General features: G+C 68.7%; 21 protein-coding genes and 2 tRNA genes. 11 read left to right on the plus strand and 12 right to left on the minus strand.

Annotated features, from left to right (window positions below):
* The first annotated feature begins 172 nt into the window (after nt 1-172).
* Genes ACWEOI_RS05255 through pknB form a run of 6 tightly spaced genes read left to right on the plus strand, consistent with a single transcriptional unit; the run spans nt 173 to nt 8,650 of the window.
* Nucleotides 173-640, plus strand: coding sequence for an FHA domain-containing protein FhaB/FipA (locus tag ACWEOI_RS05255; RefSeq protein WP_213558686.1), 468 nt, complete (start codon nt 173-175; stop codon nt 638-640).
* The gene (locus ACWEOI_RS05260; protein WP_452359000.1) at nt 637-2,151 is read left to right on the plus strand and encodes a PP2C family protein-serine/threonine phosphatase; all 1,515 of its coding nucleotides are present in this window, start codon (nt 637-639) and stop codon (nt 2,149-2,151) included. The genes ACWEOI_RS05255 and ACWEOI_RS05260 overlap by 4 nt, the downstream gene beginning before the upstream one ends.
* Nucleotides 2,151-3,617 carry an FtsW/RodA/SpoVE family cell cycle protein gene (locus ACWEOI_RS05265; RefSeq protein ID WP_433669557.1) on the plus strand — a complete coding sequence of 489 codons (1,467 nt, stop codon included), beginning with the start codon at nt 2,151-2,153 and terminating at the stop codon, nt 3,615-3,617. The genes ACWEOI_RS05260 and ACWEOI_RS05265 overlap by 1 nt, the downstream gene beginning before the upstream one ends.
* Entirely contained in the window at nt 3,614-5,107 is a 1,494-nt protein-coding gene (locus ACWEOI_RS05270) for a peptidoglycan D,D-transpeptidase FtsI family protein (protein ID WP_357088452.1), read from the plus strand. The genes ACWEOI_RS05265 and ACWEOI_RS05270 overlap by 4 nt, the downstream gene beginning before the upstream one ends.
* A gap of 34 nt (nt 5,108-5,141) precedes the next feature.
* The gene (locus ACWEOI_RS05275) at nt 5,142-6,749 is read left to right on the plus strand and encodes a protein kinase domain-containing protein (RefSeq protein WP_452359001.1); all 1,608 of its coding nucleotides are present in this window, start codon (nt 5,142-5,144) and stop codon (nt 6,747-6,749) included.
* Entirely contained in the window at nt 6,746-8,650 is a 1,905-nt protein-coding gene (pknB, locus tag ACWEOI_RS05280; RefSeq protein WP_452359002.1) for a Stk1 family PASTA domain-containing Ser/Thr kinase, read from the plus strand. Before ACWEOI_RS05275 ends, pknB begins: the two co-directional genes overlap by 4 nt.
* An 85-nt stretch (nt 8,651-8,735) precedes the next feature.
* Here the strand turns inward: pknB and ACWEOI_RS05285 are convergent, their stop codons facing one another.
* From ACWEOI_RS05285 to ACWEOI_RS05295, 3 genes are all read right to left on the minus strand, one after another.
* Nucleotides 8,736-9,197, minus strand: a complete 462-nt coding sequence (locus tag ACWEOI_RS05285; protein WP_433669552.1) for a dCMP deaminase — start codon at nt 9,195-9,197, stop codon at nt 8,736-8,738.
* Nucleotides 9,187-9,870, minus strand: coding sequence for a dihydrofolate reductase family protein (locus ACWEOI_RS05290; protein WP_433669550.1), 684 nt, complete (start codon nt 9,868-9,870; stop codon nt 9,187-9,189). Before ACWEOI_RS05290 ends, ACWEOI_RS05285 begins: the two co-directional genes overlap by 11 nt.
* 90 nt (nt 9,871-9,960) lie before the next feature.
* Nucleotides 9,961-10,599, minus strand: a complete 639-nt coding sequence (locus ACWEOI_RS05295) for an aminodeoxychorismate/anthranilate synthase component II (RefSeq protein WP_452359003.1) — start codon at nt 10,597-10,599, stop codon at nt 9,961-9,963.
* Between the two features lie 149 nt (nt 10,600-10,748).
* Here ACWEOI_RS05295 and crgA point away from each other — a divergent pair, with 149 nt between their 5' ends.
* Together crgA and ACWEOI_RS05305 are read left to right on the plus strand one after the other, a co-directional pair.
* Nucleotides 10,749-11,015: a cell division protein CrgA gene (gene crgA / locus ACWEOI_RS05300; protein ID WP_357088463.1), complete on the plus strand. Its 267-nt coding sequence runs from the start codon at nt 10,749-10,751 to the stop codon at nt 11,013-11,015.
* 107 nt (nt 11,016-11,122) lie between these two features.
* Complete coding sequence (locus ACWEOI_RS05305) at nt 11,123-11,566, plus strand: PH domain-containing protein (RefSeq protein WP_433669547.1); 444 nt, start codon at nt 11,123-11,125, stop codon at nt 11,564-11,566.
* On the opposite strand, the gene ACWEOI_RS05310 is transcribed toward ACWEOI_RS05305, so the two are convergent.
* Entirely contained in the window at nt 11,563-12,432 is an 870-nt protein-coding gene (locus ACWEOI_RS05310) for a rhomboid family intramembrane serine protease (RefSeq protein ID WP_452359004.1), read from the minus strand. The genes ACWEOI_RS05305 and ACWEOI_RS05310 overlap by 4 nt on opposite strands.
* A gap of 37 nt (nt 12,433-12,469) precedes the next feature.
* The gene (locus ACWEOI_RS05315; protein ID WP_452359005.1) at nt 12,470-12,997 is read right to left on the minus strand and encodes a peptidylprolyl isomerase; all 528 of its coding nucleotides are present in this window, start codon (nt 12,995-12,997) and stop codon (nt 12,470-12,472) included.
* 141 nt (nt 12,998-13,138) lie between these two features.
* Here ACWEOI_RS05315 and ACWEOI_RS05320 point away from each other — a divergent pair, with 141 nt between their 5' ends.
* The 3 genes from ACWEOI_RS05320 to ACWEOI_RS05330 are packed head-to-tail and all read left to right on the plus strand — an operon-like array spanning nt 13,139 to nt 15,496.
* Entirely contained in the window at nt 13,139-13,408 is a 270-nt protein-coding gene (locus ACWEOI_RS05320; RefSeq protein WP_246598244.1) for a hypothetical protein, read from the plus strand.
* Between the two features lie 15 nt (nt 13,409-13,423).
* Nucleotides 13,424-15,262 (plus strand): glutamine--fructose-6-phosphate transaminase (isomerizing), encoded by a 1,839-nt coding sequence (gene glmS / locus ACWEOI_RS05325; protein ID WP_452359006.1) that lies wholly within the window; start codon nt 13,424-13,426, stop codon nt 15,260-15,262.
* A 54-nt stretch (nt 15,263-15,316) separates the two neighbouring features.
* Complete coding sequence (locus tag ACWEOI_RS05330; RefSeq protein WP_433669542.1) at nt 15,317-15,496, plus strand: hypothetical protein; 180 nt, start codon at nt 15,317-15,319, stop codon at nt 15,494-15,496.
* A gap of 25 nt (nt 15,497-15,521) precedes the next feature.
* Here the strand turns inward: ACWEOI_RS05330 and ACWEOI_RS05335 are convergent, their stop codons facing one another.
* The 7 genes from ACWEOI_RS05335 to ACWEOI_RS05365 form a co-directional block, all read right to left on the minus strand.
* Nucleotides 15,522-16,364: an ABC transporter permease gene (locus ACWEOI_RS05335; protein WP_433669540.1), complete on the minus strand. Its 843-nt coding sequence runs from the start codon at nt 16,362-16,364 to the stop codon at nt 15,522-15,524.
* Complete coding sequence (locus ACWEOI_RS05340; protein WP_452359007.1) at nt 16,361-17,350, minus strand: ATP-binding cassette domain-containing protein; 990 nt, start codon at nt 17,348-17,350, stop codon at nt 16,361-16,363. The genes ACWEOI_RS05335 and ACWEOI_RS05340 overlap by 4 nt, the downstream gene beginning before the upstream one ends.
* Nucleotides 17,351-17,737: 387 nt before the next feature.
* Nucleotides 17,738-18,763, minus strand: coding sequence for an adenylate/guanylate cyclase domain-containing protein (locus ACWEOI_RS05345; protein ID WP_433669537.1), 1,026 nt, complete (start codon nt 18,761-18,763; stop codon nt 17,738-17,740).
* 71 nt (nt 18,764-18,834) lie between these two features.
* Nucleotides 18,835-18,942: a DLW-39 family protein gene (locus ACWEOI_RS05350; protein WP_357088480.1), complete on the minus strand. Its 108-nt coding sequence runs from the start codon at nt 18,940-18,942 to the stop codon at nt 18,835-18,837.
* 61 nt (nt 18,943-19,003) lie between these two features.
* A tRNA-Ala gene (locus tag ACWEOI_RS05355) sits at nt 19,004-19,076 on the minus strand.
* A gap of 30 nt (nt 19,077-19,106) precedes the next feature.
* Nucleotides 19,107-19,180, minus strand: a tRNA-Ile gene (locus ACWEOI_RS05360).
* A gap of 138 nt (nt 19,181-19,318) precedes the next feature.
* Complete coding sequence (locus ACWEOI_RS05365; RefSeq protein WP_452359008.1) at nt 19,319-20,245, minus strand: DUF3566 domain-containing protein; 927 nt, start codon at nt 20,243-20,245, stop codon at nt 19,319-19,321.
* Nucleotides 20,246-20,279 lie beyond the last annotated feature (34 nt).

Consider the following 20,279-nt stretch of genomic DNA (forward strand, 5'->3'; position numbering starts at 1 on the left):
GGAATTCCTCGGTCGTATCGTGATCGCAACCGGTCGACGGCCCTATGATGCTGCCATTACGCGCGGCGGACTCTGGCCGCGCTGACACGCAACACACCGGTTGGGGGTCACGGAGCCATACCTCCGTAACTGCCCCGTACCTACGACACGGTCGAACAGGAGGTGGAGCACCGTGCAGGGACTGATCCTGCAATTGACCCGTGCGGGGTTCCTGCTGCTGTTGTGGCTGTTCGTGTGGGCGGTGCTCCGGACCCTGCGCAGCGATATCTACGCGGCTTCCGGCCTTCGGGTCGCGCCTCGGGCCGCAGGCGGTTCCGCGGTGCTCCCATCTTTTCGCCGGGGCCAGAAGGGCGCCAAATATCTCGTGGTGACTCAGGGTTCTCTCGCCGGCACTCGAATCTCACTCGGCCAGCAGCCGGTGCTGATCGGGCGCGCGGACGACTCCACACTGGTCCTCACCGACGACTACGCCTCCACCCGCCACGCGCGACTGTCTCCGCGCGGTGAGGATTGGTACGTCGAGGATCTCGGTTCCACCAACGGGACCTACCTCGACCGGTCGAAGGTCACCACTCCGGTCCGAGTTCCACTCGGTACCCCTGTCCGTGTCGGCAAGACAGTGATCGAGCTGCGATCGTGACACTTGTTCTCCGCTACGCAGCGCGCAGCGACCGTGGTCTCGTCCGAGCCAATAACGAGGACTCCGTCTACGCCGGTGCGCGACTGCTCGCGCTGGCGGACGGCATGGGCGGCCACGCCGCCGGTGAGGTCGCCTCGCAGCTGATGATCGCCGCACTGGCGCATCTGGACGACGACGAGCCCGGCGACGACCTGCTCGGCAAGCTGAATCGTGCCGTGCACGAAGGCAATGCGTCCATCGCCGACCAGGTCGAGGAGGAGCCGGAACTCGACGGCATGGGCACCACGCTCACCGCCATCCTGTTCGCCGGCCGCAAACTCGGCCTCGCCCACATCGGCGACTCCCGCGCCTATCTGCTCCGAGGCGGTGAACTGGCCCAGATCACCCGTGACGACACCTTCGTGCAGTCGCTGGTGGACGAGGGACGAATCACCCCGGAACAGGCCCACACTCATCCCCAGCGCTCGCTGATCATGCGGGCGCTCACCGGCAACGAGATCGACCCCACCCTGGTGGTGCGCGAGGCCCGGGCCGGAGACCGCTACCTGCTGTGCTCGGACGGCCTGTCCGACGTGGTCAGCGACGAGACCATCGCCAACACCCTGCGCGAGGGCACCACCGACGAGGCGGCCGACCGGCTCATCGAATTGGCCTTGCGCAGTGGCGGTCCCGACAACGTGACCGTGGTGGTCGCCGACGTCATCGACCTGGACTACGGCCAGAGCCACCCCATCGTGGCGGGCGCGGCGTCCGGCGAGGACGAGGACACTCCCCCGCCGAACACCGCCGCCGGCCGGGCCGCCGCCATGCGCCCGCCGCGGGCCACCCCGCGCCGCACGGTGGCGCAGCCCGAACCCGAACCGCCCAAGAAGAGCCACAAGCTGCGCTGGCTGGCGCTGTCGCTGGCCCTGCTGGTGGCCGTCGGCGCGGGTCTCACCGTGGGCTACAACATGATTCGCAGCAACTACTACGTCGGCGTGGACGGCGAGAAGGTGGTCGTGCTGCGCGGCCTGCCCGGTTCGGTGCTGGGCTACTCGATCCGCGATGTGGATCAGGTCGGATGTGTCACGCGCTCCGGTGAATTGACGCTGGCCGCGCCCGGTGACAAGTTCGCCGCCGGTTGTGTCTCGCTGACCCGTGAGGCGCTGCGCCCCAGTGGCCGGGATTCGGTCGACAAGGGTCTGCCGCCGGGCTCGCGGGACGACGCCATCAAGCAGATCCGCATGCTGGTGTCGACCGAGCTACTGCCGCCCTGCGACACCAAGGCGCAGGCTCCCAGCACCCCGACCACGACTCCGGCCCCGCCCGCCGACCCGAACCAGCCGGGCGCCACGGTCACCCCCACCCCCGCCGCGCCGACCGCCGTCCCCGGCGGCCTCAGCGGCGGTGAACGGACCGGCGAGAACCACCCGCTGGAGCACAAGTCCGAGCAGCCGAACCCGCCGGCCACCACCGTTCCCACCACCACGGCACCGCAGAACCCGGGGCAGAACTGCAGGACGGCGGACTGATGTCCGCACCGGCACCGCCGTTCACTGGGGCCTTCCCCAGTCCACCCGGCGGATTCGCTCCTGCGCCGCCGCCCGCCACCCGGCGCAATGTCGAGTTGCTGCTGTTGGGGCTGGCGGCCCTCATCACCACCGTGTCCCTGGTGTTGGTGGAGGCCAGTCAGGAGCAGGCGATCACCTGGGAGATCGCCAAGCTCGGTGCCGCGTACCTGGCCCTGTTCGGCGTCGCGCATCTGGCGGTGCGGCGGTTCGCGGCGTTCGCGGATCCGCTCCTACTACCGATCGCGGCGCTGCTGAACGGGTTGGGCCTGGTCGTGATTCACCGCGTGGACCTAGCGCAGGCCCAGGACGCCGCCTTCGCCAACCTGCCCATCCCCTCCCCCGACGCCAACCAGCAGGTGCTGTGGACGGGGTTGGGGATGGTGGTCTTCATGGGGTTGTTGATCGCGCTGCGCGATTACCGCAGCCTGGCCCGCTACTCCTACACGGTCGGCCTGCTCGGGTTGGTCGCGCTCGCGCTGCCGGCGCTGCTGCCGGACCGGTACTCCATGGTGAACGGCGCGAAGATCTGGATCCGGCTGCCCGGCTTCAGCGTTCAGCCCGGCGAGTTCGCCAAGATCGCGCTGATCGTGTTCTTCGCCGGGGTGCTGGTGTCCAAGCGCGACCTGTTCACCGGCGCGGGCAAGCACGTGTTCGGCATGGAGTTGCCGCGCATGCGCGATATGGGACCGATCCTGCTGGTGTGGGTGGTCTCGGTGGGCGTGCTGGTGGTCGAGAAGGATCTGGGCACCTCGCTGCTGATCTTCGCGACCGTGCTGTGCATGCTCTACATCGCGACCGAGCGAGTGGGCTGGGTGGCGGTCGGGCTGGTGCTGCTGACCATCGGATTCGTGTTCGCCTACAACACGTTCGGGCATGTGCGGGTCCGGGTCTCGACCTGGCTGCACCCGTTCGACGACTACTCCAGCACCGGCTACCAGATCTCGCAGTCGATGTTCGGCCTGGCCACCGGCGGTCTCGCGGGAACCGGTCTGGGCAGCGGGAATCCGTCGAAGGTGCCGTTCGCGAAGACCGACTTCATCATCGCCGCCATCGGTGAGGAGCTGGGCCTGATCGGCCTGGCGGTGATCCTCGTGCTGTTCTGCATCCTGTCGGTGCGTGGCATCCGCACCGCGCTGGCCATCCGCGACAGCTTCGGCAAGTTGCTCGCGTCGGGGCTGGCCTTCACCATTGCCATTCAGGTGTTCGTCGTGGTCGGCGGAGTCACCAAGCTGATTCCGCTGACCGGGTTGACCACCCCGTTCATGTCGTACGGCGGTTCGTCGCTGCTGGCGAACTACGTCCTGCTGGGAGTGCTGATCAAGATTTCCGACGCGGCCCGCCGCCCGGCGCCCGCCCGCAAGCGGGCTGAGCCGATCGCGGACGCGTCGACACAGATGCTGCGCAAGGTCGAGGGGGGTGCCGGGTGAACACGCCTCTGCGCCGGGTGGCGCTGGCGGTGATGGCGATGATCGTCGCGCTGCTGATCAACGCCACCTACGTGCAGGTCCAGATCGGCCCGATCGGCAAGGCCGACAGCCTGCGCAACGATCCGCGCAACGATCGGGTGCTGCTCGACGAGTACGCCCGCCAGCGCGGCCAGATCTCCGCGGCCGGAACGGTGCTCGCGAGTTCGGTCGCGACCGACGACCGCTACAAGTACCTGCGCACCTACCCGACCGATCCGATGGCCTACGCGCCGGTGACCGGTTTCTACTCGCTGCAGAACGGCAACAACGGACTCGAGCACACCGAGGACTCGGTGCTCAACGGTTCGGACAACCAGCTGTTCGGGCGGCGGCTCATCGACCTCATCTCGGGCCGGGATCCGCGCGGCGGCAATGTGGTGACCACGATCAACCCGCTGATGCAGAAGGTCGCCTACGAGCAGCTGACCGCGAAGAAGCTGACCGGTTCGGTGGTGGCGATCGAGCCGAGCACCGGGCGCATCCTGACCATGGTGTCCACGCCGTCCTACGACCCGAACACCCTCGCCGGGCACGACGCCGGCCGGGTCGAGGACACCTACAAGCAGCTGGACAAGGACACCGGCAAGCCGCTGATCAATCGCGCCGTGTCCACCACCTACCCGCCGGGTTCGACGTTCAAGGTGGTGGTCACCGCGGCCGCGCTGTCCAACGGCATCGCGAAACCGGAGGACCAGTTCACCGCCGCGCCGCGGATCACCCTGCCCGGCACCCAGACCACGCTGGAGAACTACAACGGCAGCCACTGCGGTCCCGGCGACAGCCAAACCGCTTCGCTGACAGAGGCTTTCAAGTACTCGTGTAACACGGCTTTCGTGGAACTCGGTATCAAGGTGGGGACCGCGAAACTCAAGGACGAGGCGAGCGCGTTCGGGATCGGCAAGGATCTGCACAACAGCATCCCGATCCCGTGGACCGACAGCACCGTGGGCGACATTCCCGACAACGCGGCGCTGGGTCAGAGCAGCATCGGACAGCGCGATGTGGCCCTGACCCCCTTGGACAACGCGGTCATCGCGGCCACCATCGCCAACGGCGGCGTGCGGATGAAGCCCTATCTGGTCGACCAGTTGCAGGCGCCGGACCTCAGCACGCTGAGCACCACCAAACCGACCTCGGTGGGCCAGGCGGTCACCCCCCAGGTGGCCACCCAGATCACCAATCTGATGCTCGAGTCGGAGAAGAACACGCAGGGAGGGACGCAGCCGCGCCCGTATCAGATCGCGTCGAAGACCGGAACGGCCGAGCACGGCTCGGATCCGCGCAACACCCCGCCGCACGCCTGGTACATGGCGTTCGCACCGGCGCAGAACCCGAAGATCGCCATCGCGGTGATCGTCGAGAACGGCGGCGACCGGGCCCTGGCCGCGACCGGCGGCTCGGTGGCCGCACCGATCGCGCGGGCCGTGCTGGACGCTGGGCTTGGGGGCTGAGAGACATGAGAGTGCAAGGTAGACAGGGTCACGAATGCTGAACAACGGTGCGTTGATCGCGGATCGGTACCGGCTGCAGCGGCTGATCGCCACCGGCGGCATGGGCCAGGTCTGGGAAGCTCTGGACACCCGGCTGGACCGCCGGGTCGCAGTGAAGGTGCTCAAGGCGGAGTTCTCCACCGACCCCACCTTCCGGCAGCGCTTCCGTACCGAGGCGCGGACCACCGCGCAGCTGAATCACCCGGGCATCGCGAGCATTTACGACTACGGCGAGACGCAGGATCCGTCCGGCGGCGAGATCGCCTATCTGGTCATGGAATTCGTGCAGGGCGAGCCGCTCAACGCGGTGCTGTCTCGGCTGAACCGGCTCTCGGTGGCCCAGGGCCTCGACATGCTCGAGCAGACCGGGCGGGCGCTGCAGGTGGCGCACCTCGCGGGTGTCGTGCACCGGGACGTGAAGCCCGGCAACATCCTCGTGACGCCGACCGGTCAGGTGAAGATCACCGACTTCGGCATCGCCAAGGCCGTCGACGCCTCCCCGGTCACCAAGACCGGCATGGTGATGGGCACCGCCCAGTACATCGCGCCGGAGCAGGCCACCGGTGAGGACGCCACCGCCGCCTCGGACGTGTACTCGCTGGGCGTGGTCGGCTACGAGTCGCTCGCGGGCGCACGGCCGTTCACCGGCGACGGCGCGCTGACCGTCGCCATGAAGCATGTGCGGGAGGCCCCGCCGCCGCTGCCCGCCGACCTGCCGCCGAACGTGCGGGAGCTCATCGAGATCACCATGGCCAAGGAGCCGGGCCAGCGCTACGCCAATGGCGGCGAGTTCGCCGACGCGGTGTCCGCGGTGCGTTCGGGTCGCCGGCCCACGCCGCCCGGCGGGCTGCCGTCCGCGGCCATGACCGGCGCCACCCGGGTGCTGCCGCCCGGACCGACCATGATCATCCCGGGCGCGCGGGCCGACCAGGCCACCGCCCGCTACGCCCCGCCGACGCAGCAGCCGATGCGCGGGCCGATGGAACCGCCCGCCGCCCAGACCACCGTCATGTCCGGACCCCGCACCCCGGTCGGTCCGATGACGGTCCCCGGCGTCGAGGGCGCCGGCTCGGGTCGATTCACCAACGGCCAGAAGGCCGTCGCCGGACTGGGAGTGGGTGCGCTGATCCTCGGCGCCACCGCCGCCATCGTTCTGATGAGCAGCTCCTCGCACGAGACCACGCCGCCCGCCCGCACCAGCGCGGTGGTCGCGCCGCCGGTGATCACCCCGACCACCACCACGGCCCCGCCGACCACCACCACCCGGGAACGGCCGGTGCCGCCGCCGGTGGTGACCACCGTCGAGCCGCCGCCGACCACCACGGTCGAGCCGACCACCACCCCGCCGCCGGTCACCACGACGACGCCGCCCAAGACCACCCCGCCGGTCACCACCACCCCGGCGAAGCCCACGACCACCAAGCCCGACCGGTGGCCGTGGCCGGGCCAGGGCGGGGGCGACCTACCATCATTGCCAGTGACTCCCGGCGCGAATTCCGGCGGCGCGAATTCCGGCGGAGCGGTGAGTCCCGGCAGTAACCGCAGTCCGGTGTACGCACAGGACCCCTATTCATCCTCAGTCGCGCAGCAAGGATTGCCATGACGACCCCGAAGAACCTCTCCTCCCGCTACGAGCTGGGCGAGATCATCGGGTTCGGTGGCATGTCCGAGGTCCACAAGGCCCGGGATCTGCGGCTGGGCCGGGATGTGGCGATCAAGGTGCTGCGCGCCGACCTGGCCCGCGACCCCACGTTCTACCTGCGCTTCAAGCGTGAGGCGCAGAACGCGGCCGCCCTCAACCATCCGGCCATCGTCGCGGTGTACGACACCGGCGAGGCCGAGATCGACGGCGGGCCGCTGCCCTACATCGTGATGGAGTACGTCGACGGCGACACCCTGCGCGACCTCGTGCGCGGCAAGGGACCGCTGCCGCCGCGGCGCGCCATGGAGGTCGTCGCCGACGTGTGCGCGGCGCTGGACTTCTCGCACCGCAACGGCATCGTGCACCGGGACATGAAGCCCGCCAACATCATGATCAACCGGGCCGGCGCGGTGAAGGTGATGGACTTCGGCATCGCCCGCGCCATCGCCGACAGCTCCAACCCCATGACCCAGACGGCCGCCGTCATCGGCACCGCCCAGTACCTCTCCCCCGAGCAGGCCCGCGGCGAGCAGGTGGACGCGCGGTCGGACGTGTACTCCGTGGGCTGCGTGCTCTACGAGATCCTCACCGGCGAACCGCCTTTCACCGGCGATTCCCCGGTCGCGGTCGCCTACCAGCACGTCCGGGAGGATCCGCGGCTGCCGTCGCAGGTGCATCCCGGGGTGCCGCGCGAGCTCGACTCGGTGATCCTCAAGGCGATGAGCAAGAACCCGGCCAACCGGTATCAGACCGCCGCCGAGATGCGCGCCGACCTGATCCGGGTGCTGGGCGGGCAGAAGCCCACCGCCCCCATGGTCATGACCGACGAGGACCGTACCGGCTTCCTCGACGACGACCTGCCGCCGCCGCGCAGCTACCGCACCGTCGAACGCCGCGACGACACCACCGAACAGGAGATCGTCGAGGCCAACCCGCGCCGGCGCACCGCGCTCATCGGCATCCTCGGGGTGGCCGCGGTCGCGGTGGTCGGCATCCTGCTGTGGATGCTGGTCGGCCCCGGGTCACGGGCCGATCAGGTCACCGTGCCCGACGTCGCCAACCAGAACTACCAACTGGCGCAACGCGATCTGGAGAAGGCCGGTTTCACGGTCGCCATCCAGCAGAAGAACGACCCGAAGGTGGCATTGAACAATGTCATCGCCACCCAGCCGCTGGGCGGATCGCGGGTCGGCAAGGGCAGCACCATCACCCTGCAGGTGTCCGCGGGACCGCAGCAGGTGACGGTGCCGAAGCTGGCCGGGCTCACCCGGCAGCAGGCCGAGCAGACCCTGAATTCGCAAGGGCTGCGGATGAATCCCGACGTGAAGCGCGAGGCCTCCAGCGCCGACGACAAGGACAAGGTCGTCTCGTCGACCCCGGACGCGGGCCAGAAGGTCGACACCGACGGACAGGTCACCATCACCCTCGGTTCGGGTCCGGACAAGGTGGTCGTCCCCAATGTGGTCGGGCAGTCGATCGAGGTCGCGCAGTCCACGCTGGGCGACACCGCGCTGTTCAAGGTCGTGGTCCAGGAGGTGCCGAACAACCAGCCCAAGGGCACGGTCATCGCCACCAACCCGTCCGCGGGCACCCAGGCCGACAAGGGCTCCACGGTGACCGTGCAGGTGTCGAGCGGCGATCAGATCACCATGCCCGACCTGCGCGGCCTCACCCCGGCGCAGGCCGTGGACATGCTGCGCAAGAGCGGCTGGAACGGGCAGGTCAGCCAGAACACCATGAGCACGCTGAACGCGGGCGAGGTCGGGCGAATCCTGGCCCAGCAGCCGACCGCGGGCTCGTCGCTGGGCAAGTCCCAGACGGTGACCATCACGACCGGGGTGCTGTCGCTCGGCCCGCCGTGATTCGGATTCCATTGTGAGAACAGGGGTTCGCGGACGATCCGCGAACCCCTGTCTTGTTTCATGTGAAACCTCGCGCGGGCGAAACCTACAGCCGCAGATGCCGGTTCATCGACATGGCCTCCTCGGCCAGATCGGGCAGTTCGACCACCTCGACGCCGTGCTCGCGCAGCCGCTCCACCCCGACGCAGTTGTCCACGAAGGTGCCGGGTTCCCGCCAGGCGATCACCACGCGCCGGATCCCGGCCCGCAGAATCCGATCCGTGCAGGGCAGCCGATCCTGGCTCGCGCGCTGCGAACACGGCTCGAGGGTGCTGTACAGGGTGGCGTGCCGCAGCCGCGGATCGTCCGCGGCCAGCTTGTTCAGCGCCGACTCCTCGGCGTGCACCTTGTCGTCGGTCTCCCGCGACCACCCGTGCTCGATCTCCACCCCGTCCGCGCCCACGATCACCGCGCCCACCGCGAACGCGGTGTCGCTGTGCGGGCACAACCGCGCCAGACCGATGGCGTGCCGCATCCAACCGCGATCCAGCCGTGCCTCATCCGACATCGGAATCCTCCTTCGGCAGGTAGTGCAGCAGGGCGATATCCCCGATCCGGGCCACATCGGCCAGCTGCATGCGGTGACCGGTCCCGCCCGGGAAGGCGGCGGGTCCGAGGAAGCGCGGGGCGGCCGGGTCGCCGACCACCAAGGGCGCCACGGCCATCCAGATCTCGTCGACCAATCCGGCGGACAGGAAGGCGGTGTGGATGGATCCGCCGCCCTCGACCATCAGGCTCTCGACACCATGTTTGCCCAGGTCGTCGAGCAGGGCCGCGAAGTCGATCGCCGCGCCCAGGGAGATCACCTCGGCCAGACCGGCGAGCCGGTCGCCGAGGCGGGCGGCCCCGGAATCGGTGGTGTAGACCAGTCTTTCGCCGCCGCTCTGCCAGAAGCGCAGCTCCGGGTCGAGCTCGCCGCGCGCGGTGACGATCACCCGCACCGGATAGTCGGGCTTGCCCGCGGCGACCCGCTGCAGGCGGCGGTCCGAACTGTTCACGAGCAGCCGGGGATTGTCGCGGCGCAGGGTTTCCGCGCCGATCAGGATGGCGTCGGATTCGGCGCGCAGGGCGTCGACCCGATCGAAATCGGCGGCGTTGGACAGCAACAGGCGATCCGGGCTCGCGTCGTCGATGTAGCCGTCGACGCTGACGGCCACCGACAGCATGACCCGCGGCCTCACGCCGTATAACCGTTCATGACGCTGTCTCCATGTGGCATGAGCGGGGGGCCTGCGTGGTTACGCAGGCTGCCTCCTCCGGCCCCTGACCGCTCATGCCAGGGCCGCGACCTCCGCCTCCAAGGTCTGCACCAGCCCCTCCGCCGGCCGCTCGCCGCACACGCCCAGCCAGTTGGCGAGCATGCGGTGCCCGCCCTGGGTGAGCACGGATTCGGGGTGGAACTGCACACCGTGGATGGGCAGATCGCGATGCCGCAGAGCCATGACGATGCCGGATTCGGTGCGGCCCAGCACCTCCAGCTCCGGCGGTATGGTCTCCTCGAGGACGGTCAGGGAGTGGTAGCGGGTGGCGGTGAAGGGATCCGGTAGCCCGGCAAGCACGCCCGCGCCGATGTGGAAGACGCTGCTGGTCTTGCCGTGCAGCAGTTCGGGAGCGCGGGTCACGGTGGCGCCGAAGGCTTCTCCGATGGCCTGGTGTCCCAGGCACACGCCGAGCAGCGGGGTGGCGTGCTTCGCGGCGGCGTGCACCAGCGAGATGGAGGCGCCGGCGCGGTCGGGGGTGCCGGGCCCGGGGCTGATCAGCACGCCGTCGAAGTCCTGCACAACCTTGTCCACATCCGCGAGCTGCGGGTCGTCATTGCGCCAGACCTCGGCGTCCACACCCAGCTGTCCGAGATACTGAACCAGGTTGAACACGAAGCTGTCGTAGTTGTCGACGACCAGTACACGCATGATTCGAGAGTAGTTGGCGCGGCCGCCGCCGTCGCACGCAATACCGCCGAACCGTGTCGCCACAATCGCCCGCGCCCTCCCCAACGACACTTTCCCCAGGGTTCCCGGGATAATGTCTACGCAGACAGAACGCCGAAAACGAGGACGTCATGCCGAAGTCGAAGGTCCGGAAGAAGACCGATTACACGATCAACCCGGCCAGCCGCACCCCGGTGCGGGTGAAGACGGCTGGTCCGTCGCCGGTCTGGTACGTCTCCATCATGCTGGGCTTCATGCTCGCCGGTCTGGTGTGGCTGCTCGTCTACTACCTGGCCAACGAGCAGATCCACTGGATGAGCGATCTGGGCGCGTGGAACTTCCTGATCGGATTCGGCCTGATGGTGGTCGGTCTGATCATGACCATGCGCTGGCGCTGAATGCCCCGCACGGGTGGCCCGTTCCGCCGGGAATGTGGCTTACACCATTGTCATTCATGCACACCTGTGGATGAGCCTGTGGACAACTCGAGGAAAGAGTGGGGACAGTGAGCGCCACCGGCCCCGACTCCCGACTGTCCTGGTCCACACCCCCGGCCGCGCTCGTGGCCTGCGGCATCGGCGGCCTGGTGCTGGCCGTGGCCGCGATCGTGTCGACGGACGGCCCCGGCCGCCTGCTCATCGGTGTGGCCGCGGTGGGACTGCTCGGCCTGACCGCCCTGGGCGTGCGGCAACGGCCGCGGCTCGCGGTCGAACCCGGTGACCCTGTGCATATCGTGGTGCGCGGCCTGACCGGGCCGCAGCGCTACACACCCGAGCAGATCCTGCGGGTCCGGGTTGTGCACTACCGGCGACTGGGCCGGCGGATGCCCATGCTGGAGATGGATGTGGACAACTCCGGTGAGGAACGGCTGCTGATCTTCGGCCGCTGGGATCTGGGCACGCGCCCCGAGGATGTCCTCGAGGTGCTGCGCGCGCATCTGTCGCGTTAGAGGGTGGGCGCGGCCAGCACGGTGACCAGCACCGCGGCCACCGCCACCGCCGCGACCGCCGCCCAGCCGACGGTGAGCGCCTTCCGGGCGTCCCGGATCCCGATCCAGCGCGGCAGATACAGGATTCCCGTGGTGGCGAGCGTGCCGGCGAGCAGCCCGCCCAGGTGCCCCCACACCGAGATGCCGGGCACCGAGAAGGTGATCACCAGGTTGATCCCCAGCAGCACCGCGATCTGGGTGAGGTTCTGGCGGATGCGCAGCATGATCACCGCGACCGTGCCGAAGATCCCGAAGATCGCGCCCGAGGCGCCCGCGGTGGGGGTCAGGGGACCTGACATCGCCGTGACCGCGGCCGAACCGCCCAGCAGGGACGTGAAGTAGACCGCCACGAAGCGGGTCCGGCCCAGCGCCACCTCGCAGTACGGGCCCAGCACGTAGAGCGCGAACATATTGGCCAGCAGGTGGATCGGCCCGTAGTGCAGGAAGCCCGAGCCGAGCACCCGCGCCCAGCCGCCGTCGTAGCCGACGAAGCCCGGCACCAGCACCCAGTCGTAGAACAGCCGGGAACGCTGGTTGTCCATCAGGCTGTGCGCCTGCAGCGCGGTGACCGCGAAGACGATCACATTGACGGTGATCAGCGTGTAGGTGACGTACGGCTGCGAGATCCGTGACAGCGTCGTCCCGGCCGCGTTGCGGACCGGTCGGACGTCGTCACGGCCTTGCTGGACGCATTCCACGCAGTGCTGCCCGACCGCGGCCGCGGTCAGGCATTCGGGGCAGGCCGGACGCCCGCACCGGGTGCAGGCCAGACCGGTGGGCCGGTCGGGGTGGCGGTAGCAGGCCGGGGCGGGCGGCTGGGGCTGCATGGGAAGTCCTCTTCGAAGGCCGTTCGAGGGCCGTTTCTCAGGCGATGGTGATGGTGTTGATCACCACGTCGTCCTTGGGGCGGTCGCCGCGGTCGGTCGAGATGGTGGCTATGGCGTCGACGACCTTGCGGGAATCGGGGTCCACGACCTCGCCGAAGATGGTGTGGCGGCGGTTCAGGTGCGGCTGCGCGCCCACCGTGATGAAGAACTGGGAGCCGTTGGTGCCGGGCCCGGCATTGGCCATGGCGAGCAGGTAGCCGCGATCGAAGCGGAGGTCCGGATGGAATTCGTCCTTGAACTCGTAGCCGGGGCCGCCGCGGCCGGTGCCGGTGGGGTCCCCGCCCTGGATCATGAAGCCGTCGATCACCCGGTGGAAGATCGAGCCGTCGTAGAACGGCCCGGAGTCGGTGCCCGCGGCGTTCTTGGTGCTGTACGCCTTGGAGCCGTCGGCCAGGCCGACGAAATTGCGGACGGTGGCGGGGGCGTGGTTACCGAAGAGCGAGATCTTGATGTCGCCGTGGTTCGTGTGCAACGTCGCCACTGCGGTCTGATTCGGTGAGGTCACGCCGCCAGGATAGGTGCAGGGCGCGCGGCCGGGCCGAAGCGGCACACGCGAAGCCCTCGAAACCGCCGCGATATGTGATTCCCTGCCCGGATTCGGGCACAGAAGTGGCGGAAACGGTCCCGGCATGGCATGTTCGGTCGAGTGAATGACGGGGATCCGGTCGATCTGGTCCGCCATGTGGCGGCCTCCACCGGCCTGCCGCCCGCCGTCGCGGCCCGTGTGGTCGCCGATGTCGTCGGATACTTCGACGAGACCGCCGAGCAGTTCGTGCGCCGCAGACATGCCGAATTGCAGAGCCGTCAGGTCCGCAATGCCGAGATCTGGCAGCGCCTGGCGGCCGAGCTCGCGCAGCGCCGGGTCGCCGCCCCCGACTTCACCGAACGGCAACTGCGTCGCATCGTCTACGGGTGAGGAGTCCGTCCCTCAATGTGTGGAATCGTCGGTTATATCGGGCATCGTGAGGCCGTCCCGGTCCTGTTGGAAGGCCTGCACCGGCTCGAATACCGCGGCTACGACTCCGCGGGCCTGGCCGTGCCGCACCGCGGCCGCCTACGGGTCACCAAGACCCAGGGCCGGGTCCAGGACCTACGCAACAAGGCCGACGCCGAAGCCGCCCGGCTGCGCGGCAATGTGGGCATCGCCCACACCCGCTGGGCGACCCACGGCGAACCCTCCGACGCCAACGCGCACCCGCACACCGACGTCTCCGGCCGGATCGCGGTCGTGCACAACGGCATCGTCGAGAACGCCGAGGTGCTGCGCGCCGCGCTGACCGCCGAGGGCGTGGAATTCGTCTCCGACACCGACACCGAGGCCATCGCGCATCTGGTCGCCGCCGCCCTGGAGGAGTCCGAGACCCTGGAGGACGCGGTCCGCACCGCCATGCGCCGAGTCGAGGGCACCTACGGCCTGCTGGTGCTCGACGCCCGCCGCCCCGACGAACTGGTGGTGGCCCGCAACGGCTCCCCCATCGTGCTCGGTGTCGGCGACGGCGAGATGTTCGTGGCCTCCGACGTGGCCGCGCTGGTGCATCACACCCAGCGCGTGGTGTTCCTCGACGACGGCGAGCTGGCCACCGTGCGCGCCGACGAATTCCGCACCAGCACACTGGGTCTCGAGGCCCGGCGCACCGACAAGATCCCCACCACCATCGATATGGCGGCCGAGGACTACGCGCTGGGCGGGTACCCCGACTTCATGCGCAAGGAGATGGCCGAACAGCCCGACGCCGTCCGCCGGGCGCTGCGCGGCCGCCTCGACGAGCGTTTCGCCACCGCCCACCTGGGCGGCCTCAATATGGACGCGCGCGAACTGCGCGGCATCAGCAAGGTGGTGTTCCTGGGCTGCGGCTCCGCCTATTACGCGGGCCAGCTGGGCGCGCAGCTGGTCGAGGAGCTGGCCCGGATCCCGGCCGTCGCCGAGCCCGCCTCGGAGTTCCGCTACCGCAATCCGGTGGTGGACCCGGACGCGCTGTACGTGGCGATCAGCCAGTCCGGCGAGACCCTGGATACCCTTGCCGCCGTTCAGGAATTGCAGCGCAAGGGCGGCCGCGTCATCGGCGCGGTGAACGTGGTCGGCAGCGCCATCGCGCGGGAGTGCGGTGCGGGCGTGTTCCTGCACGCGGGCCCGGAGGTCTCGGTGGCCTCGACCAAGGCGCTCACCAATATGACCGTGTCCTTCGCCATGCTGGGCCTGTTGCTGGGCCGGGTGCGGGACCTGTCGGCCGCGGCCGGCGAACGCATCGTGTCCGGTCTGCGCGCGCTGCCCGACGCCATCGACGCCGTGCTGGCCGAGGAGGAGACGGTCGCCGATATCGCGTCCCGATTCGCCAAGGCGCGCAGCATGTTCTTCATCGGCCGGGTGCGTGCGTGGCCGGTGGCGCGCGAGGGCGCGCAGAAGCTGAAGGAGATCTCCTACATCCACGCCGAGGCGTACCAGGGTTCCGAACTCAAGCACGGGCCGCTGGCGCTGATCGACCCGGAGATGCCCTCCATCGTGCTGGTGCCCGGCGACGAGTTGCTGGCCAAGAACATCACCACCATCGAGCAGATCAAGGCGCGTGGCGGCCCGGTCATCGCGGTCACCAACACCGATCTGCCGGACGGGCTGGCGGATTCGGTGATCCGGGTTCCGGCGGTGTGCCCGGAACTGGACCCGATCATCCTCACGATTCCGTTGCAGTTACTGGCCTATCACACGGCCATGGCGCTGGGCCGGGACGTGGACAAGCCGCGCAACCTGGCCAAGAGCGTTACCGTCGAGTAACCGATCGGCGGCCCCGTCCGTGCACGAATTGTCTTGCTGTGCCAGCATGGTCGGATGGAGCTGGGGAGCGTTCGTAACAAGGTCATCGTGGCCGCCCTCGTCGCGATCGCGGGCGGTGTCATCGCGTTCTTCGTGAACAAGCGTCCGCAACCGGAGGCTCCGGCCGCCGAACCACCGCGCCTGGGCTACTCGCGCAACGGTTCGGCGCCCTCGCCGGACCTCGTCAACCACTGAAGCCCGCGGTGAGTCGCCGAACCACTCAGCGACTCACCGAGCGCTTGTACTGCTTCAGGGCGAGCGGCACGAAGATCGCCAGGATCACGACGATCCACATCAGGGTCGTCGCGACCGGATGCCGCATGGGCCAGACATCCGCGCTCGGTCCCATCGGCGAGGTGTTGCCGAACAGATCGCGCGTCGCCTGGGTCACGGCCGACACCGGATTCCATTCCGCCACAACGCGTAACACCGTCGGCAGGTTCGCGGTCGGCACGAAGGTGTTGGCGATGAACGTGAGCGGGAAGATCACCATGAAGCTGGCGTTGTTGTAGACCTCCGGCGCGCGCACCAGCAGGCCGACCACCGCCATGATCCACGACACCGCGTACGCGAACAGCAGCAACAGCACGTACGCCAGCACCGCGTCGAGGAACGAGCCGCGGATCCGCCAGCCCACCAGCAGACCGGTCAGCGACATCACCACCAGGCTCACCACATTGATGACCACGTCGGAGAGCGTGCGCCCGATCAGCACCGCCGACGGGGCCATGGGCAGCGACCGGAAGCGGTCGATGATGCCCTTCTGCATGTCCTCCGCCAGGCTCAGACCGGTGAACGTCGCGCCGAACACCACGGTCTGGGCGAAGATGCCGGCGATCAGGAACTCGCGATAGGACGTGCCCGGCAACTGGATCGACGAGCCGAAGACGTAGGCGAACAAGAGCACGAACATGATCGGCGACAGCGTCGAGAAGATCAGCACGTCCGGCACCCGCCGGATCTTGATCACATTGCGTTTGGTGATGGTGATGCTGTCGGTCACCACCATGGCCAGTCGCTGTGCGAGCGAAGGCTTTCCGGCGACGGCGAGCGCGGCGCTCATCGGGCGCCCTCCTTCTCCTCGGCGGATCGATTGCCGTTGATCAGTTCCTCGGCCTGGTGTCCGGTCAGGGACAGGAACACATCGTCGAGCGAGGGCCGGCGCAGCCCCACGTCGTGGATCTGCACCTCGTGCTCGGTCAGCTGCCCGATCGCGTCCACCAGCGCCTGCGAGCCGTCCTCGACCGGCACGATGATCCGCCGCAGCCCCGGCTCGAGCCGAATCTCGCCGTGCGCCAAGCCTTCCAGCGCCTGCCGCGCCACCGCGAGATTGTCGGCGTGATCGACGACCAGCTCGATCCGGTCGCCGCCCACCATCGCCTTGAGCTCGTCGGAGGTGCCCTCCGCGATCACCCGGCCGTGGTCGATGACGGCGATGGAGTCGGCCAGCCGGTCCGCCTCCTCCAGGTACTGGGTGGTCAGCAGCAGCGTGGTGCCGCCCGCCACCAGTTCCTCGATGACATCCCAGAGGTCCAGGCGCGCACGGGGATCCAGGCCGGTGGTGGGTTCGTCCAGGAACAGCACGGGCGGATTCGCGACCAGCGCGCCCGCCAGGTCCAGGCGGCGGCGCATACCGCCGGAGTAACCCTTGACCGGACGGTCGGCGGCATCGGCGAGGCGGAACCGGTCCAGCAGTTCGCGCGCTCGCTCCTTACTGCGCCGCACCCCCATGTGGTACAGCCGGCCCACCATCTCGAGATTCTCGAAGCCGGTGAGGTATTCGTCGACCGCCGCGTACTGGCCGGAGGTGCCGATGCGGGAGCGCAGCAGCTGCGGGTCCTTCAGGACGTCCACCCCGGCGACGACCGCGTGGCCGGCGTCGGGGATGAGCAGCGTGGTGAGCACGCGCACGGCGGTGGTCTTGCCGGCGCCGTTGGGGCCGAGCAGGGCGGTCACGGTGCCTTCGGGGACCGAGAGGTCGAGGCCGTCGAGGGCGACCAGATGGCCGTACCTCTTGACCAGCCCCTCGGCGACAATGGCGTCGGGCATGATTCTCCTGTTCCGAACTGCACGGATGCGGTCGAACACGATCGTCGGCGTCTGGCCAGTATGCCCGGATCGACGGAGTGAGTCATCCGAGTTTCACCAGTGCCGGCACGGGCGGCGGCCGGGATCGCGAGTCGTCAACTACTCGAACGTAATTCGGCGAAGGACGCATTTCGGTCACGCGGCCGAGCCCGCTGCCGAGAACCGCGCTTATTCCTCGAAAAAATCTTTGAACGCGATGCCCCGATAGCCACACAATCCGAATTCGTCGCGTAGGATCGTTCCCGTCGGCCCCTCCCCCCCGGGCCGACCTTACGCGGGCCTCGGCTAACTCCCCCCCTTCGCCGAGGCCCGCCCCCATTCCCGGAGCACGTCCTCGACAGGGATCACTCAGACCAGCGGTCGAATCTCATTGCGGCGCAGCACATGCCCGTACAGCCGGTTGATGCCCTTCACCCGCACCGTGGCCAGATGCCGCAGCGTGAAATCCAGATCCGCCTCGATGGCCGCGGCCGCCCCGTCGTCCACCAGCACCGTGCCCGGCCGGGCCACACCGGTGAGCCGCGCCGCGGTGTTGACCGTCGACCCGTAGAGATCGCCGAAGCGCTGCAACACCTCCCCGTAGGCCAGACCCACCCGCAGCTCCTGGGTGACGCCGTGCGAGGCGATGGCGGCCTCCTGCACCGCGAGCGCGATCCGCGCACCGTCGGTGGCCGTCGCCGCCGCGAACATGACCTCGTCGCCCACGTTCTTGATCACCCAGCCGCCATTGGCGACGATGGCGTTGCTGGTGGCCGTCTCGAAGGCCTCCAGCAGCGCCGACAGCTCATCGGCCTCCAGGTGGCGGGTCAGGCGGGTGTAACCGACCATGTCGGCGAATCCGACGGCCAGCACGCGAACCGTGTCCCCCGCCGCCGCTCCCCCGTCCAGCGACCGCGCCAGCGCGGCGTCCAGGTGCCTGCGGAAGGCGTAGCGCTGCAAGGTCTCGAATTCGGTGACCACCTCGTCGGTGGCGATGCGCGCGGCTTCCTTCGGATCGGTGTCCGGCTGCTCGCGCGTGATGGTCGTGATCCGGTCCAGGATCTCCTCGGTCACCAGATCGACCTGCCACTCCGCCAGCCGCGCCATGGACCGCCCCAGCGTCCGCGCGGCCGTGGTCTGGCGGTGCGTGTCGGCGGTGGCCAGCACGTGCAACTTGGCGAAGGTCTGGGCGGCCTCGATATCGGAGTCGCTGTATTCCACGGCTTCGTCGTCCGGATCGGCCGGGAAGCCCAACGCCACCCACAGGCGGCGGGTGACATTGTTGGGCAACCCGGTCAGATCCGCGACCTGATGCCGGTTGTACCGGCGCGGGCCGCTCAACAGATATGGCTCGACCACGGACTGCACCAGCTCGGAGATCTCAGTGGACGCCATCTCTCGACCTTACGGCGTGAATCGGATGGAAAACCGCCGCTTGTTCCGTGTCACAGCCAAATTCGAGGCGGTCAGCGCGTGGTGACCTCATGCCACAGGTCGGCGTCATTGCGCTGACGCAGTTTGCTGATCCCGAAAACGACGGCGGCGGCGATCACAATGGTGAGCACGATTTTCATGAATCCCACAGTACTGCAACGACAGAAGCCGCAGACCGAAGCGGTCTGCGGCTTGCGGGAGTGGAGCCTAGGGGAATCGAACCCCTAACCCCTGCCTTGCAAAGGCAGTGCTCTGCCAATTGAGCTAAGGCCCCTGGGAAGGCAGTTCGTTCTTTACCTGTGGGTGGGCCTAGGAGGACTTGAACCTCCGACCTCTTCGTTATCAGCGAAGCGCTCTAACCGCCTGAGCTATAGGCCCTTAGTGGGTGTTCGAAGTGTGTGACTCGAACGAGGCAGAAGATTACCGTACGTCGGCACCGATAACCAAAACGGCCGGTCAGCGGCTTGCGGAAGCAAGGCTGACCGGCCGTCGCAGGCGGATCGAAACAGCGGTTTCCTAGTCCGGATCGGACAGGGTGACCTGGACGCCGCCGACCAGATCGGTGCACTGGTTGTAGACGAACACCCCGACCGTGGACAGCGCGGTCAGCAGCACCACATTGATCAGGCCGATCACACCGGCGTAGCCGAAGACCGTGCCCGCGTCGATGAGCGCCGAGCTGGAGTTGTCCGAGACCATGTCGGTGAAGGTGGAGTTCAGGCGCTCCCAGACGCCCATGCCCTCCAGCACCAGGTACAGCAGGCCGACCGCCAGCATCCACACGAAGAACATGGCCACGCTGATCACCAGCGAGACCTTCAGCGTGGACCACGGGTCGATGTGGCGCAGCTGCACGGTGGCGCGCAGCGGCTCACCGGTCGCCGCGGCCTGCGCCACCGCCGCGGGGGCGGACGGCGAGACCGGACCGGCCGGCGCGATCGGGTCCGGCGGCGGCAGCGGGTGCCGCAGCTCGGACAGATCCGGCAGATCCTTGACCAGTTCCGGGCGGGAGATGCTGCGGGTCGGTCCGTCGATGCCGACGGACTTCACCATGGCCGCCTCCTTGCGCGCCGCCTTGGCCGCCAGGTCGGCGGTGGTGCGGGCATTGGAGACACCGGCGTTCAGGCCGCCGCCCTGCAGGCCGCCACCGCCGAGGCTCGGGTTGGTCCCCGGCCGGCCCGCCGCCGGGGCCTGGCCCGGGCGGTACAGGTTCGACTGCGGCTCCCGCTGCGGCAGCTGCGACCAGCCCTCCTGGAAGGGCGAACCGCCCTGCCCGTCCGCCGCCTCGGGGGCAGCGGGCGCAGCGGCGGGCGCGGGGGCCTCGGCGGCCGAATCACCGGACTTGTCCGGCAATTCGGAATTCTGCGGCGTTCCACCGTCCTGCGCGCCCGGCCGCGGAATGGGCCGCGGCGGAATCGGGGACGGAGCGATTCTCTCGGTCACGCCGTTGGCGTGACCTCGCTGGTCATTCGGCTGA

It is taken from the genome of Nocardia sp. NPDC004340, assembly GCF_053602575.1.